General features: G+C 38.4%; 15 protein-coding genes. 14 read left to right on the forward strand and 1 reads right to left on the reverse strand.

Features of this window, described 5'->3' with window-relative positions; genetic code table 11:
* The first annotated feature begins 3 nt into the window (after positions 1 to 3).
* Both mtaB and deoC read left to right on the forward strand, forming a co-directional pair.
* Complete coding sequence (gene mtaB, locus PZE06_RS08905) at positions 4 to 1353, forward strand: tRNA (N(6)-L-threonylcarbamoyladenosine(37)-C(2))-methylthiotransferase MtaB (RefSeq protein ID WP_150915345.1); 1350 nt, start codon at positions 4 to 6, stop codon at positions 1351 to 1353.
* A gap of 354 nt (positions 1354 to 1707) precedes the next feature.
* Positions 1708 to 2379, forward strand: coding sequence for a deoxyribose-phosphate aldolase (gene deoC / locus PZE06_RS08910; RefSeq protein WP_150915346.1), 672 nt, complete (start codon positions 1708 to 1710; stop codon positions 2377 to 2379).
* A 162-nt stretch (positions 2380 to 2541) separates the two neighbouring features.
* Here the strand turns inward: deoC and PZE06_RS08915 are convergent, their stop codons facing one another.
* Complete coding sequence (locus tag PZE06_RS08915; protein ID WP_150915347.1) at positions 2542 to 3474, reverse strand: Na/Pi symporter; 933 nt, start codon at positions 3472 to 3474, stop codon at positions 2542 to 2544.
* A 254-nt stretch (positions 3475 to 3728) separates the two neighbouring features.
* Here PZE06_RS08915 and rpsU point away from each other — a divergent pair, with 254 nt between their 5' ends.
* From rpsU to PZE06_RS08975, 12 genes are all read left to right on the forward strand, one after another.
* The gene (gene rpsU / locus PZE06_RS08920; protein ID WP_019154564.1) at positions 3729 to 3902 is read left to right on the forward strand and encodes a 30S ribosomal protein S21; all 174 of its coding nucleotides are present in this window, start codon (positions 3729 to 3731) and stop codon (positions 3900 to 3902) included.
* Between the two features lie 15 nt (positions 3903 to 3917).
* A complete protein-coding gene (locus tag PZE06_RS08925; protein ID WP_150915348.1) occupies positions 3918 to 4361 on the forward strand; it encodes a GatB/YqeY domain-containing protein in 444 nt (147 codons plus the stop codon).
* 355 nt (positions 4362 to 4716) lie between these two features.
* Positions 4717 to 6075 carry an NfeD family protein gene (locus tag PZE06_RS08930; RefSeq protein ID WP_191963196.1) on the forward strand — a complete coding sequence of 453 codons (1359 nt, stop codon included), beginning with the start codon at positions 4717 to 4719 and terminating at the stop codon, positions 6073 to 6075.
* Positions 6076 to 6093: 18 nt separating this feature from the next.
* A complete protein-coding gene (floA, locus tag PZE06_RS08935; protein WP_191963195.1) occupies positions 6094 to 7092 on the forward strand; it encodes a flotillin-like protein FloA in 999 nt (332 codons plus the stop codon).
* A 54-nt stretch (positions 7093 to 7146) separates the two neighbouring features.
* Positions 7147 to 7623 (forward strand): hypothetical protein, encoded by a 477-nt coding sequence (locus tag PZE06_RS08940; protein ID WP_150915350.1) that lies wholly within the window; start codon positions 7147 to 7149, stop codon positions 7621 to 7623.
* Positions 7624 to 7684: 61 nt separating this feature from the next.
* The gene (yqfC, locus tag PZE06_RS08945) at positions 7685 to 7969 is read left to right on the forward strand and encodes a sporulation protein YqfC (protein WP_150915351.1); all 285 of its coding nucleotides are present in this window, start codon (positions 7685 to 7687) and stop codon (positions 7967 to 7969) included.
* Between the two features lie 65 nt (positions 7970 to 8034).
* Entirely contained in the window at positions 8035 to 9228 is a 1194-nt protein-coding gene (yqfD, locus tag PZE06_RS08950) for a sporulation protein YqfD (RefSeq protein ID WP_150915352.1), read from the forward strand.
* On the forward strand, positions 9225 to 10178 hold the full coding sequence (locus tag PZE06_RS08955; RefSeq protein WP_150948273.1) for a PhoH family protein: 954 nt from the start codon (positions 9225 to 9227) through the stop codon (positions 10176 to 10178). Before yqfD ends, PZE06_RS08955 begins: the two co-directional genes overlap by 4 nt.
* A gap of 269 nt (positions 10179 to 10447) precedes the next feature.
* Positions 10448 to 12634: an HD family phosphohydrolase gene (locus PZE06_RS08960; RefSeq protein WP_150915353.1), complete on the forward strand. Its 2187-nt coding sequence runs from the start codon at positions 10448 to 10450 to the stop codon at positions 12632 to 12634.
* Entirely contained in the window at positions 12631 to 13101 is a 471-nt protein-coding gene (gene ybeY, locus PZE06_RS08965; RefSeq protein ID WP_150915354.1) for an rRNA maturation RNase YbeY, read from the forward strand. The genes PZE06_RS08960 and ybeY overlap by 4 nt, the downstream gene beginning before the upstream one ends.
* The gene (locus tag PZE06_RS08970; protein WP_150915355.1) at positions 13079 to 13465 is read left to right on the forward strand and encodes a diacylglycerol kinase family protein; all 387 of its coding nucleotides are present in this window, start codon (positions 13079 to 13081) and stop codon (positions 13463 to 13465) included. Before ybeY ends, PZE06_RS08970 begins: the two co-directional genes overlap by 23 nt.
* A 339-nt stretch (positions 13466 to 13804) precedes the next feature.
* On the forward strand, positions 13805 to 14119 hold the full coding sequence (locus PZE06_RS08975; RefSeq protein WP_150915356.1) for a sodium/proton-translocating pyrophosphatase: 315 nt from the start codon (positions 13805 to 13807) through the stop codon (positions 14117 to 14119).
* The last annotated feature ends 104 nt before the right edge of the window (positions 14120 to 14223 follow it).

Genomic DNA, 14223 nt, shown 5'->3' on the forward strand with positions numbered 1-14223 from the left:
TAAATGGCATCAGTTGCCTTTCATACATTAGGATGTAAAGTCAATCATTATGAGACAGAGGCCATTTGGCAATTATTTAAAGAGCAAGGGTATGACCGAACAGATTTTGAATCCCGAGCGGATGTTTATGTCATCAATACATGTACTGTTACAAATACTGGAGACAAGAAAAGCCGGCAAGTGATTAGACGCGCCATTAGAAAGAATCCTGATGCGGTTATTTGTGTAACAGGCTGTTATGCGCAAACTTCACCAGCAGAAATCATGGCGATTCCAGGAGTGGATATTGTTGTCGGTACTCAGGATCGGGTGAAAATGCTTGAGTATATTGAGCAATATAAGGTGGAACGTCAGCCGATTAATGGTGTCGGAAATATCATGAAAAATCGCGTTTATGAAGAATTAGATGTGCCTGCTTTTACAGATCGCACGAGAGCCTCTTTGAAAATTCAAGAAGGCTGCAATAATTTCTGTACATTTTGCATCATTCCTTGGGCACGCGGACTCATGAGATCACGTGATCCACAAGAGGTTATCCGTCAAGCACAGCAGTTGGTGAATGCTGGATATCAAGAAATTGTTTTAACAGGAATTCATACAGGTGGATATGGAGAAGACATGAAGGATTATAATCTTGCTTCTCTTTTAAGAGACTTAGAAGCTCAAGTAAAAGGATTGAAGCGCCTTCGTATCTCATCCATTGAAGCAAGTCAGATTACGGATGAAGTAATTGAAGTTATCGATCAATCAAATGTCATCGTAAGACATCTACACATTCCGATCCAATCTGGCTCAAATACGGTATTAAAAAGAATGCGTCGCAAGTATACAATGGAATTCTTTGCGGAAAGATTAGAGCGTTTAAAGGAAGTACTTCCTGGCCTTGCGGTCACTTCAGATGTGATCGTTGGTTTCCCGGGAGAAACAGAGGAAGAGTTCATGGAAACTTACAATTTTATTAAAAAGCATCAATTCTCTGAGCTTCACGTGTTCCCGTACTCTAAAAGAACAGGTACTCCAGCTGCGAGAATGGAGGATCAAGTAGATGAGGATGTGAAAAATGAAAGAGTCCATCGCCTCATCGCGCTTTCGGATCAATTAGCGAAAGAATATGCTTCCCAATTTGAAAATGAAGTTCTTGAGGTGATTCCTGAAGAAAAATTCAAGGATGATCCAAATGGTGAGATGTATGAAGGATATACAGATAACTATTTAAAAGTTGTTTTTAAAGGCACTGAAGACATGATTGGAAAAATTGTTAAAGTTAAGATTGAACGGGCAGGCTACCCATATAATGAAGGCCAATTTGTTCGTGTCATAAATGATGTAGAGGTTCAAGAAACAGCAGTATAGTTGTTCCCATAAGAAGATGTCCTAAAAGCTACACCTTTTGGACATCTTTTTACTTTCTGTTTAATTCTTGTATTGACGGCTAACATAGAAATTTGAGGTTTTAAGTTTTCAGTTTTTCTTTGTAGTATCCTCTTTATTTTAGGTGAATTATGAGATTGGAAATTAAATTATATGATGCACTCTAAAAGGACAGAAAAGCAGCGAAACTTTACTGACCAAATATTTTTTCCATTCTGAAAGGTAATCGGTTATTTTAGTAAAAATGACAAAAAATAAACTCGAAAAAGGAAAGCTTCAATGATATGATGAGAGAGGTACGTACAACTTAATGTTATTGGGAAGGGGCTTAAAAATATGGAACAAACAATTGCCAGCTATATTGATCATACATTATTGAAAGCGGATGCGAAAGAAGGGCAGATTGAAAAGCTTTGCTTAGAAGCAAAGGAATATGGGTTTGCTTCTGTTTGTGTGAATCCTGCATGGGTTCGCTATGCAAGTGCACTTTTAGATGATACCGATGTCAAGGTTTGTACGGTAATCGGCTTTCCGTTAGGAGCAACTACTTCGGAAACAAAAGCTTTTGAAACGAAAAACACAATCGAGAACGGGGCAACAGAAGTAGATATGGTAATTAATATAGGTGCTTTAAAGAGTGGTGATACCGATTTAGTTGAAGCGGATATTCGTGCGGTTGTTGAAGCGGCTAAAGGTAAAGCACTAACGAAAGTGATTATTGAAACGTCCCTACTTACTGAGGAAGAAAAAGTGACTGCTTGTGAATTATCTGTCAAAGCTGGTGCCGATTTTGTGAAAACATCGACCGGGTTTTCAACAGGAGGAGCAACGATTGAAGACATACGCCTTATGAGAAAAGTTGTTGGACCGGATATTGGGGTAAAAGCATCTGGAGGAGTGAGAAGTGCTGAAGATGCCAAAAATATGATTGACGCTGGTGCGACAAGAATTGGGGCAAGCTCTGGAATCGCAATTGTACAAGGATTAACTTCAAACTCTGATTATTAACAGAGGCAGGAGGATGTTAGATTATAACGAGGGCCTTATGAAACACTATGTTGAGTAAATCAATTTCGTATAGTTAAGTGAATTCTTGGTTCATGGAATTAAGAAAATAGCCAATAATCAACACGGAAGTATTAATAAAGCTTAAAAAAAGATTGAGTGGGTTCACTCAATCTTTTTTATCTGATGAATTTTTAGCATTATATCGGCAAATTTGTTTGCAAAAGGTAGGACGATGAGCGATGAAATGCAATTAAAGATCAAACTAATATGAGCTAATTGGACATCTGGTTGCGTTGCAAGTTTATGCGCGAGTTCCGATAAGTAAGGAATAAATGGATAGAACAACAATACTCCAAGAAGATTCAACCATATATGGGCATAGGCACAGAGCTTTGATTCATTACCTCCGCCAATGCTGGCAAGAAAAGCAGTAATGCAGGTACCAATATTGGCTCCAAGCATAATGGAAATTCCAGCATCAATTCCGATTACAGAGCTGCTTAAAAAGCCCATTGCAATCCCAGTTGTTGCTGTGCTTGATTGAATAATCATGGTTATGATCATTCCTGCAACGATGCTCGCAAGGTGATTTTGATTAAGCAATGAAGTGTACTCGTTCATCCATGGTAGGGCAGCAATTGGTGTAGCAAGAAGTTCAAATCCATTCATAGCTGTAAAAATGAGGGCTAATCCAAGTAAAACGAAGCCGATACTTTTCAGGAGTGCTTTTTTCATTAATGCGAGAATCGCTCCTGCTATCACAATCGGAACTATTGCGGAATTGATGTTAAAAGTAATGAATTCAGTGGTAAAGGTCGTGCCAATATTCGTTCCTAAAATAATGCCAATGGACTGTCTAAAGGTGAGCATTTTTGCTCCAATAAGACCAATTGTCATTACCATAACGGCTGAGCTTGATTGCAGGATTCCAGTAACAACGGTTCCGACAAGCATTCCTTTAAATGGAGTATCTGTAAGTTTAATTAACCATTGTTTTGAAGAGGAGGCAGATGCATTAAACAAGCCTGTTCTTAAAACAGTCATCCCAGTGAGAAACAAAATGATAAAAAAGATAAATGCTAAAATGTTAAGCAAGCTTATCACCCTTTCCATAAACTTTATGGCGTAAAGAAGACAAGCATGCATATATTTCATCCCATGAGGAATTTATAATGATACCAATTACAACAAAATACAACAATTAGCTTTTCAATATAGGATAATTTGGGGGCCTTGTTAGGGAATAGGAGCGAGAATACTGTTGACCTTGCCCCGTCATTATATTATAATTGCAAAGTACATGGTTTCATGTAGTGTAAGTGTGTTGTGTTCGGAGGGAGGGAAAGAGAATGTCTAAAACTGTTGTTCGTAAAAACGAATCACTTGAAGATGCTCTTCGTCGTTTTAAACGTACTGTATCTAAATCGGGTACTATACAAGAAGCTAGAAAGCGTGAATTCTACGAAAAACCTAGCGTAAAGCGTAAGAAAAAGTCTGAAGCTGCAAGAAAACGTAAGTGGTAAGAGAGGGTGTAAGTAATGAGTCTTCTCGAGCGTTTGAATCAGGATATGAAGCAGGCGATGAAAAACAAAGAAAAAGACAAACTCTCCGTTATTCGGATGGTCAAGGCTTCTTTGCAAAATGAAGCGATTAAACTTGGTCACGAGTTATCCGAGGACGAAGAGTTAACAGTCCTTTCTCGTGAAGTAAAACAACGCAAGGATTCCCTCCATGAATTTGATAAAGCAGGTCGCGAAGACCTAGTTGAAAAAATTCGTACTGAGTTGCAGTATGTGGAAGAATATATGCCTAAACAGCTATCTGAAGAGGAAATTTCTAATATTGTCAAAGAGACAGTTGCAGAGGTAGGTGCAACTTCAAAAGCTGAAATGGGAAAAGTGATGGCTGCGATTATGCCGAAAGTAAAAGGCAAAGCAGATGGATCACTCGTTAATAAACTTGTACAACAACACCTTTCATAAACGTATTAAAGACCATAGGGCTTGTCTCTATGGTCTTTTTACGCTCTTCTTTAACATATGACCGCACAGTACGAGTGATTGAAATGATTGATTTATCGGTCTATATAGTGTGCTACTTCTTATAAGTCTTTACGTCTAAAAGTCAATTTTCGTCTGCTCAATAGACAACTACTCTTATTTGACTTTTGCATTTGTTCCATACCTAAGATATATTGTTACTTAGCTAAGAGATATTTCGTTAAATTGGCGCAATTGATTAAACTATTTGACCTAATTGTGGTAGAGTATAAAGAGAAAAGTAACGAATTTTGAAACCTTTTCACGCTTTCATCCGTATTGATTACTATCGTTATATATGAGAGGGGGGAAGATTGTGCAAAGCCATTTGAGGCTCAGAAGGGTAGTTACGCTCCTTTCTTTTCTAGCAGCCCTCATCATCCTATCACTGCCATTTCACGGGAAAGCTGATAATGATGTAGTTTACGTTGTACCAATCGAAAATTCTGTTGAGAAAGGCTTATCATCTTTCTTAAAGCGGGGAGTAGAAACTGCGGAGAAGGAAAATGCGAAAGCGATTATTTTTGAAATAAATACGCCTGGTGGAGCTGTTGATGCAGCAGGTGAAATTGGGAAATTGTTCACATCTACATCTGTTAAAACGGTCTCATTTATTAATAAAGATGCCTTATCTGCAGGTGCTTTCATCTCGTTAAACACGGATGAGATATACATGGTACCAGGTGCAACGATGGGGGCGGCTGCAATTATTGATTCAGAAGGCAATGCAGCGGATCAAAAAGCGCAATCGTATTGGCTGAGCGCAATGAAAGGAGCTGCGGAGCAAAACGGCCGCGATCCAATTTATGCATTAGCCATGGCAGATGTGGATGTCGATTTGCCTGATCTAGGTGCTCCGAAAGGAAAGCTTTTAACCTTGACATCTGATCAAGCATTTGAGGTTGGATACTCTGAAGGTACCGTCGCTTCAATTGATGAAGTATTAGTACAAATCGGCTATCCAAACGCTGAAATTCGTACTCTTGATGAAAGTTTTGCTGAGAAATTGGCAAGATTTATAACGAATCCAATTGTCATTCCTATTTTGCTATCTGTAGGGAGCTTAGGATTAGTTCTCGAACTATATTCACCTGGTTTTGGCATTCCTGGATTCATGGGAATCTCGGCGCTCTTATTGTTCTTTTATGGTCATTTAGTGGCAGGCCTTGCCGGCTATGAGACGCTAATCTTATTTGTCCTCGGGGTAGCACTTATTATCCTGGAGTTATTCCTGCCGGGAGGAGTAGCAGGAATAATAGGGTTTATTTCCATATTGGCGAGTTTGTTCCTTGCCACGGATAATGTGGTCTACATGGGAATATCTTTACTAATCGCCATTGGAGTGTCCATTTTAGCTTCTATCTTAATGATAAAGGTGTTTGGTAAAAAGATGAAAATATTCAGGAAGATTGTGTTGAGAGACTCTACGAATACAGAAAGCGGCTATGTATCGAATAAAACGAGAACAGAGCTTATTGGTCTTGTTGGGCAAACGTTAACCGCATTGCGACCATCAGGAACTGTGCTTGTTGAAGATGAGCGCCTTGACGTTGTTAGCGAAGGATCTTATATTGAAAAAAATAAAATGGTTAAAATTGTTAAAGTAGAAGGAGCAAGAATTGTTGTTCGAGAAATACCAAATTTAAATAAAGAATAGCTTTAAGGAGGAAACAATATGCCTATTGATGCACCAACGATATTTTTATTAGTGGCAATAGTACTCGGTATTATTCTCATCGCCGTGTTACTAACATTTGTACCAGTGATGCTGTGGATTTCAGCGCTCGCAGCAGGAGTGAAAGTTAGCATCTTCACACTTATTGGAATGAGATTACGAAGAGTTATTCCAAGCCGAGTTATTAATCCGTTAATTAAAGCCCATAAAGCGGGACTTAATGTTACAACGAACCAATTGGAAAGTCATTACCTTGCTGGTGGTAATGTCGATAGAGTGGTAAATGCACTAATTGCAGCGCAAAGAGCAAATATTGAGCTTTCTTTTGAACGCTGTGCCGCAATTGATTTAGCGGGCCGTGATGTTCTTGAAGCGGTGCAAATGAGCGTAAATCCAAAAGTAATTGAAACTCCATTTATTGCCGGTGTGGCGATGGATGGGATTGAAGTGAAAGCAAAAGCAAGAATCACCGTTCGCGCAAATATTGAGCGTCTCGTCGGTGGTGCGGGTGAAGAAACAGTCATTGCCCGTGTTGGTGAGGGAATTGTCTCGACCATCGGTTCGTCTGACAACCATAAAAAAGTATTAGAAAATCCTGATATGATTTCTCAAACAGTTTTGTCAAAAGGTTTAGATTCTGGAACTGCCTTTGAAATTCTTTCGATCGATATTGCAGATGTTGATATCGGTAAAAATATCGGAGCTGAGTTACAAACAGAGCAAGCTGAAGCGGATAAGAAAATTGCACAAGCAAAGGCAGAAGAACGTCGTGCAATGGCAGTAGCCCAAGAGCAAGAAATGAAGGCGCGTGTCGAAGAAATGAGAGCAAAAGTGGTCGAAGCCGAAGCAACTGTACCACTTGCGATGGCAGAAGCGCTTAAATCTGGAAATATCGGTGTAATGGATTATATGAATATTCAAAATATTTCAGCGGATACCGATATGAGAGATTCGATCGGTAAAATAACTGATGATGAAAATGGGAAAAAGAACGACTAGATGAAGTGCCAGAAAGAAAAACGGCTCCTAATTAAAGAAGGGAGGTAGCCTCTCTTGCAATTCTTATTAGATAACCCTTTTATACTGATTATCCTTTTAGGAATCCTTTCGTCGATGTTTAAAACAAACAAAGAAAAACCGGCGAATAAGAAACCTACAAGGCAAGCTTCAACGACAAGCACTGAGAATCCTCCACCTTCAAACCCGATGGCTGAGGTATTTAGAGAGCTTGTAGAAGAGGCACCAGCCAAGCCGATTTATAATGAATACGTGGATACAAAAAAAGAGGCAGAAGCAAAAATTGCCGCTTTGAAAAAACAGCAAGAACAGTACGCTGATAAAGTAAGTAGAATGAATACGCTAAGTCGTATAAATGAACAATCACAGCCATTGATGGAAAGTGTTGCTAAAAGCGGCCGAACCTTCAAGGTTGAAGGGGAAAAACTGGCGGATGCGATTATTTGGTCTGAAATACTTGGTCCGCCAAGAGCGAAGAAGCCTCATCGTTCCATGAACTTTCGCTCGCGATAAAAAGAAGTGCTAGAACCCCCTTTCATCTCATAAATATGAGATGAAAGGGGGTTCTTTTTTTATGGCAAAAAAGTGGGGACATCGCATAAAAAGCTGGATGACAACACAAATGGAGCTTCCTCAAGATGTCATGATGGACCTACCCCGAATAACGATGATCGGTCAAATTCACATATACATTGAGAACCACCGGGGATTGATAGCATTTTCTGACAAGGAAGTTAGACTCCTTTTAAAGCAAGGACAATTATTAGTAAAAGGAAAGGCATTTGTTATAAAAACGATTCTTCCAGAAGAGATCCTTCTAGAAGGAAAAATTGATCAAGTTCTTTTTTTGAAGGAATAAAAAAGGGAAAGGAAATCCTCTAGGTGATTTCCTTTCTGTTAAAAAGAAGTGCAGGAGGCTAAGAAATGAGAAATCATTGGATCTATTTTTTTTGGGGGATTGTTACGATTAAAGCAACGGGAACTGGGTTAGAAAGGTTCATTAACCGTCTTTCGAGGAATGGAATTTTAATTTGGGACGTTAAAAAGCATGGATTAGAGACAATGACCTTCAAAATGTCATTGAAAGATATGAAAGAGCTGAAGCAAGCGGTGAGAAATTCAGGATGTAAGGTGAAATTTTTAAAGAGGACAGGCCTTCCGTTTTTAATTCGACGCCTCTTTAAGAACAGCGGTTTTTTTACCGGAGCAATTCTTTTTTTAACGATCCTTTTCCTTTTATCGAATATGATCTGGGGCATCGAAATAAAGGGGGCCGATCCGGCTACAGAGCACAAAATTAGGAAGGAATTGGATGCCATTGGATTAAAAAAGGGGCAATTGCAGTTCTTCGTTGAGGAACCGGAAGGAATTCAGCGAGCAATAATGAACGCGATTGAAGAGGTAACATGGGTTGGTGTCGAGTTGCAGGGGACAACCTATCATTTTCAAGTGGTCGAAAAAAATGTTCCGGAGGAGCCAGAGAAGCTCGGGCCGCAAAATTTAGTAGCTGCAAAAAAAGCGGTAATTGTAGATATGTTTATTGAAGAAGGACAGCCAAAAGTCGATATCCATGATCATGTGAAACCTGGACAGCTTTTAGTATCAGGACAAATTGGCAAGGAAGGACAAACAAAGTCTGTTTCAGCTAAGGGAGAAGTATATGGTGAAATTTGGTACAAGTCTGAAGTGATTTTACCTTTAAAAAGTAGTTTTCAAGTGTTTAATGGTAATGAGCTAAGGAAACACTTTCTTAAAATTACGGATTTCTCCATTCCGGTTTGGGGTTTTAAAGATCATAGTTATAAGACATTTGAAAAAGAAAGGAAAGAGAAAAAATTTAAATTTTTAAAATGGGAATTGCCAATTACTTATATTCAGGATACGTATCGAGAGAGTGAACATGTAACAAGACTATATAAAGATGATGAAGCAATTGAAGCAGCAAAAGAAATGGCAAGAACAGATATAAAAAATGGCTTACCTGAAGATGCTACTATTAAGGGAGAAAAAGTTTTGCGCCAAACAATCCAGAATGGTAAAGTATATTTATCAATGCATTTCCAAGTGATCGAGAATATTGCAAAATCATACCCCATCATTCAAGGAGAGTCGGAATGACAGAAGAATTAACAACTATTAAAGTACAATTAGAAAACCCAAATGAAGCGGTTTCTTTACTTGGCAATTCAGATGCGAATATTAAAATTTTGGAAGCTGAGTTAAACGTGTCCATTATTACTAGGGGCGAAACAGTTCATGTCTCTGGGAATGAAAATAATGTAGAGCTCGTCTCGCACATCATTGAACAGCTGCTCTATGTCATTCGCAAGGGAATCAATATTTCTGGTCGCGATGTCATGTATGCTATTCAAATGGCCAAGAAGGGAACGCTCAATTATTTTAAGGATATTTATGAAGAAGAAATTACAAAAAATGCAAAGGGAAAATCAATTCGTGTAAAAACCCTTGGCCAGCAGCAGTATATTGCAGCGATGAAAAAGCATGATCTTGTTTTTGGAATTGGGCCTGCGGGAACAGGGAAAACTTATTTAGCGGTTGTGATGGCGATTCATGCTTTAAAAAATGGAAGTGTAAAGCGAATTATTCTTACCCGTCCGGCTGTCGAGGCGGGAGAAAGCCTTGGTTTTTTACCAGGCGATTTGAAAGAAAAGGTCGATCCTTATTTAAGGCCGTTATATGATGCCTTACATGATATTTTAGGGACTGAGCATACGGGAAGAATGATTGACAGAGGAACGATTGAAATTGCACCCTTGGCCTATATGCGTGGGCGGACGCTTGATGATGCGTATGTCATATTGGATGAAGCTCAAAATACGACAAATGCACAAATGAAAATGTTTCTAACTCGCCTTGGATTTGGCTCGAAGATGGTTATTACAGGTGATAAAACACAAATCGATCTCCCTAAAGGAGTTCAATCAGGACTTGTAGAAGCAGAGAAAAGATTGCAGGATGTAAAAGGAGTTGGAATGGTTCATCTTGAGCAATCCGATGTTGTGAGGCATCCGCTGGTTGCTAAAATTATCCAAGCATATGAAACTTAAAATCGCTAACTACTAAGCCGTTTGGACTTTCCAAACGGCTTTTTTCATCGCGAAAACTAGAAAATATAGGTGAAACTTGGAAGGAAACCTGTTATCATTTTCATAAGTGAGTGGCTATTCCATTCATTTGGAACTATTTTATGACAAGAATCGATGTTTATTTTTGCTCATAAAAACCATATACATATAATAAGGCGATATTTGTTAAGCTTCAAAAACGAGTGAGTATTTGTTGCTGACATTACTTTGACGATGTAGGAGGAAATAGAATGGAGAAATTTCAGCGACAATTAGCCAAAATTCGCAATTTATTAGATATTACATTCTTTAGAGTAGCATTATTCCTAATTTTGGGCTTTGTTTTATACCTCGTCATGTATAGTAATGTTAAGCCTGAAAAGCTGAATCTAAACCTTTTCTCTGTTGCAACTGAAGCAATTCGGTCTCCGGTGACAGTCTCGGATCGAGAAAGTACTGAAAGGAAGCGCGAAGCTGCAGAAGAACAAGTGGCGGATGTCTATGTGTTAAAAAAAGAAATTAATGAAAATCGAGTCGATCTCATTACTTCGATTTTTGATTCTTCACTCGCCTTAAAAAAAGAGTTAGAGGCACCAAATACGGATTTGGAAGAGGGTGCTGCTAATAATAGTACTGGCAATGGATCCACTCCAAATCAATCGGTAACGACTAGCGAAAAGATTGACATGCTAAAGGAACGTTTAACGGAAGATGTTGCCAATGATGTATCAGATGCAACTTTTACAGCCCTCGTTTCGACATCGACGGCAGACCTCTCCATTGCCAAAGATTTAACAGTAACAGCAATTAATAATATTATGAAAAATAAAATTCCCGCCGATGAAGTCGAGAATGCTAAAAAAAGGGTGGAAGATGAATTAAGATATACAAACTTAGAAAGCAATTTAAAAAATGCTGTAATTGAACTTGGACGTTACGCTATCATGCAAAATGAGTTTTTTGATGTCGAGGCAACACAGGAACTAAGACAACAGGCAAGAGAAAGTGTAGAGCCTGTGAAAATTTTGCAGGGGCAAATTATTGTTGAAGAAAATCAGCTCATCAACCCAGAAATTTATCGTCAGCTAGAGCTCGTTGGCTTATTGGATAATGAAAACTCACTTCTTCCATTTATCGGCCTTGGTTTGTTTATCATTATTTTGCTGACTGCTTTATATTATTATTTTTACGAGCTAAAGCTCAAGGGAGAAACGAGGCAAAATTATCTTTTGCTTTTTAGCATTATTTTTATTTTCTCAATTTTATTATTAAAGGGAATTAGTCTTATTCAGCTTGAATACTCGGAAATAGGTTATGTATTTCCTGTTGCGATGGGTGCAATGCTATTAAAGATATTAATTGATGAGCGCCTAGCCCTTTTATGGACAGTATCAATTTCTCTTTGTGCGACGATCATTTTCAATGAAGGAGTGACGTCAGCACTAAATTTTCATGTTGGGATTTACTTGCTTTGCAGTGGAATTGCAGGCATCCTATTTTTAAGCAAGCAAAATCAAAGATCGAAAATTTTACAAGCGGGCCTGTTTATTTCAGCTATTAATTTAATGGTTATATTCGCATTAGTGTTTATGCAAAATGCTCATTATAACGCTCTTGAGTATACATTTTACTTTGTAGCTGCATTTATTTCGGGGATTGCGTCTGCAGTATTAACGATTGGGCTTTTACCATTTTTTGAAGCAGGCTTCGGAATTTTATCAACGATGCGATTAATTGAATTGTCGAACCCTAATCATCCATTGTTAAGGAAAATATTAACAGAGGCACCTGGTACTTATCATCATAGTGTGATGGTGGCGAATTTATCGGAATCTGCTTGTGAAGCAATAGGAGCCAATGGACTTTTAGCACGTGTGGGCTGTTATTATCATGACATTGGTAAGACAAATAGACCCCAGTTTTTTATAGAAAATCAAATGAATATCGAAAATCCTCATGATCGTTTGCCTCCGCAGACAAGCAAGAATATTATTATTGCGCATGCGACTGATGGCGCGGAGATTTTACGTAAATATAAGCTTCCGAAGGAAATTATTGATATCGCAGAACAGCACCATGGTACGACTTTATTAAAATTCTTTTACCATAAAGCAAAAGAGAACGGATTGGAGGTTGAAGAGAAGGATTATCGTTATCCTGGTCCAAAGGCCCAGACGAAGGAAACGGCTATCATAGGTATTGCTGATAGTGTTGAAGCAGCCGTCCGTTCCATGGCAAGTCCGAATCCTGAACAAATTGAAGGTCTAGTTCGTAATATTATTGCTGATCGCTTGCAGGATGGACAATTAAATGAATGTGATCTAACTTTAAAGGAATTAGAAATAGTAGCCAATACGTTATGTGAAACATTGAAAGGGATCTTCCATTCGCGCATTGAGTACCCAGAAATGACTAAACAGAAGGTGAAGCAAGCATGAGTTTGAATATTGATTTTTTAGATGAAACGAATGAAGTAGGAGAGAAGCTGACCGATCAGCTTGAAGATTTATTGCAATTTGCGGCGAGCAAAGAAATGGTGGAAGCGGGGAGCGAGCTTTCGGTTACCTTTGTAACGAATGAAAGAATTCAAGAAATAAATCGTGAGTATCGCGGTAAAGATTATCCTACAGATGTGATTTCTTTTGCCTTAGAAGAGATGGGAGAAGGAGAAATTCAAGTAAGTGGAAACGAACTTCCTCGAGTGCTGGGAGATATCATTATTTCGATTAAAAAAGCACACGAACAGGCAGAGGAATATGGTCATAGCTTTGAGCGGGAAATTGGCTTTCTTGCGGTGCATGGCCTCCTTCATTTATTAGGGTATGATCATGAGAATGAAGAGGACGAGAAAAAAATGTTTGCTCGACAAAGGGTCATTTTAGATGAATACGGATTACAGAGATAAGCGCCCGTTCAAAGCAAAAGGTGTCCGCCAATCATTTAGCTATGCCTTTGAAGGAATAAAGCATACGATAATGACAGAAAGAAATATGAGAATTCATATGTGGATTTCTATTCTTGTTATCGGTACAGGATTTGTTCTAAAAATCACTGCTTTAGAATGGCTATTCGTATTAATTGCTGTCGGTGGGGTTATTTCGTTAGAGCTAATCAACACAGCATTAGAGAGATTAGTGGATCTGGCGACGGGTGATTACCACCCACTCGCCAAACAAGCGAAGGATGTCGCTGCTGGAGCTGTCATGGTCTATGCGTTACTGTCCATTATTATCGGATTAATTATCTTTTTACCAAAACTAATTGGATGAAAGCTTAGAAAAACCTGTAGATGCCTACAGGTTTTTTTGCCGCATATTTAGTTGAAGCGCTGTACTTTCTCTACTGCTCCTAAATAGTTACCTGGTCATGATGATAGGGGGAGCCCTTTGGATTACTGAGCTAGCTAGCTTCAAAAAAATTCATGAAAACCAAGCAATGTAGTTGGCATAGAAGGCTGGTAGACGCGTAAGGGAAACTCTTAAGGTTCCGATAGTTGTCAAAGTATGAAAACTTCTCGTTCCAATAAAAATTTATATAAGAATGTTCTAAGCAATTAAAATATTCACTAAGTAACTATGCTAAAATGAAAAATAAAGGAGGGAGCTAGGATGGGATTCGTTTTGGAAATCGGAAGTATTTTATTCCCTCTAATCATTGTGAGTGGGATTGGCATATTTGTAGTGGTAAGAATGAAGCATAAATATAAAAAAAATACTTTGAGTAAGAAGAAATCAAAAAGTGCTCAAAATTTATTAGATAGTTTAATTCCACTTGGTATGATGTTTGGTTCTGCTCTTGGTATAATTATTAGCATGTTTTCTCCGCTCTCTTTATTATTCACCATCACTATTGGTGCTGGACTAGGTTTATTAATTGGATATTTTGCTTATGAAATTTATGGAAAAAAAGAAGAAAGCTATTAGCAATTTTTTTTAAGAAGGCCCGCTAGCGAGCAGCTTTGAAGGATTATCGAGAGAGAACCATAAGAATAATATCAGTAATTATGCCGCTCGTTCATCCATTTTTT

The sequence above is a fragment of the Robertmurraya sp. DFI.2.37 genome, assembly GCF_029211245.1.
GTDB classification, from domain to species: Bacteria; Bacillota; Bacilli; order Bacillales; family Cytobacillaceae; genus Robertmurraya; species Robertmurraya methanolica_A.

Excerpts from the sequence above, each read along its gene's own strand:
- mtaB (WP_150915345.1), top strand. The coding sequence starts at position 4 with ATGGCATCAGTTGCCTTTCATACATTAGGATGTAAAGTCAATCATTAT.
- deoC (WP_150915346.1), top strand. The coding sequence starts at position 1,708 with ATGGAACAAACAATTGCCAGCTATATTGATCATACATTATTGAAAGCG.
- rpsU (WP_019154564.1), top strand. The coding sequence starts at position 3,729 with ATGTCTAAAACTGTTGTTCGTAAAAACGAATCACTTGAAGATGCTCTT.
- PZE06_RS08925 (WP_150915348.1), top strand. The coding sequence starts at position 3,918 with ATGAGTCTTCTCGAGCGTTTGAATCAGGATATGAAGCAGGCGATGAAA.
- PZE06_RS08930 (WP_191963196.1), top strand. The coding sequence starts at position 4,717 with ATGAGAGGGGGGAAGATTGTGCAAAGCCATTTGAGGCTCAGAAGGGTA.
- floA (WP_191963195.1), top strand. The coding sequence starts at position 6,094 with ATGCCTATTGATGCACCAACGATATTTTTATTAGTGGCAATAGTACTC.
- yqfC (WP_150915351.1), top strand. The coding sequence starts at position 7,685 with ATGGCAAAAAAGTGGGGACATCGCATAAAAAGCTGGATGACAACACAA.
- yqfD (WP_150915352.1), top strand. The coding sequence starts at position 8,035 with ATGAGAAATCATTGGATCTATTTTTTTTGGGGGATTGTTACGATTAAA.
- PZE06_RS08955 (WP_150948273.1), top strand. The coding sequence starts at position 9,225 with ATGACAGAAGAATTAACAACTATTAAAGTACAATTAGAAAACCCAAAT.
- PZE06_RS08960 (WP_150915353.1), top strand. The coding sequence starts at position 10,448 with ATGGAGAAATTTCAGCGACAATTAGCCAAAATTCGCAATTTATTAGAT.
- ybeY (WP_150915354.1), top strand. The coding sequence starts at position 12,631 with ATGAGTTTGAATATTGATTTTTTAGATGAAACGAATGAAGTAGGAGAG.
- PZE06_RS08970 (WP_150915355.1), top strand. The coding sequence starts at position 13,079 with ATGAATACGGATTACAGAGATAAGCGCCCGTTCAAAGCAAAAGGTGTC.
- PZE06_RS08975 (WP_150915356.1), top strand. The coding sequence starts at position 13,805 with ATGGGATTCGTTTTGGAAATCGGAAGTATTTTATTCCCTCTAATCATT.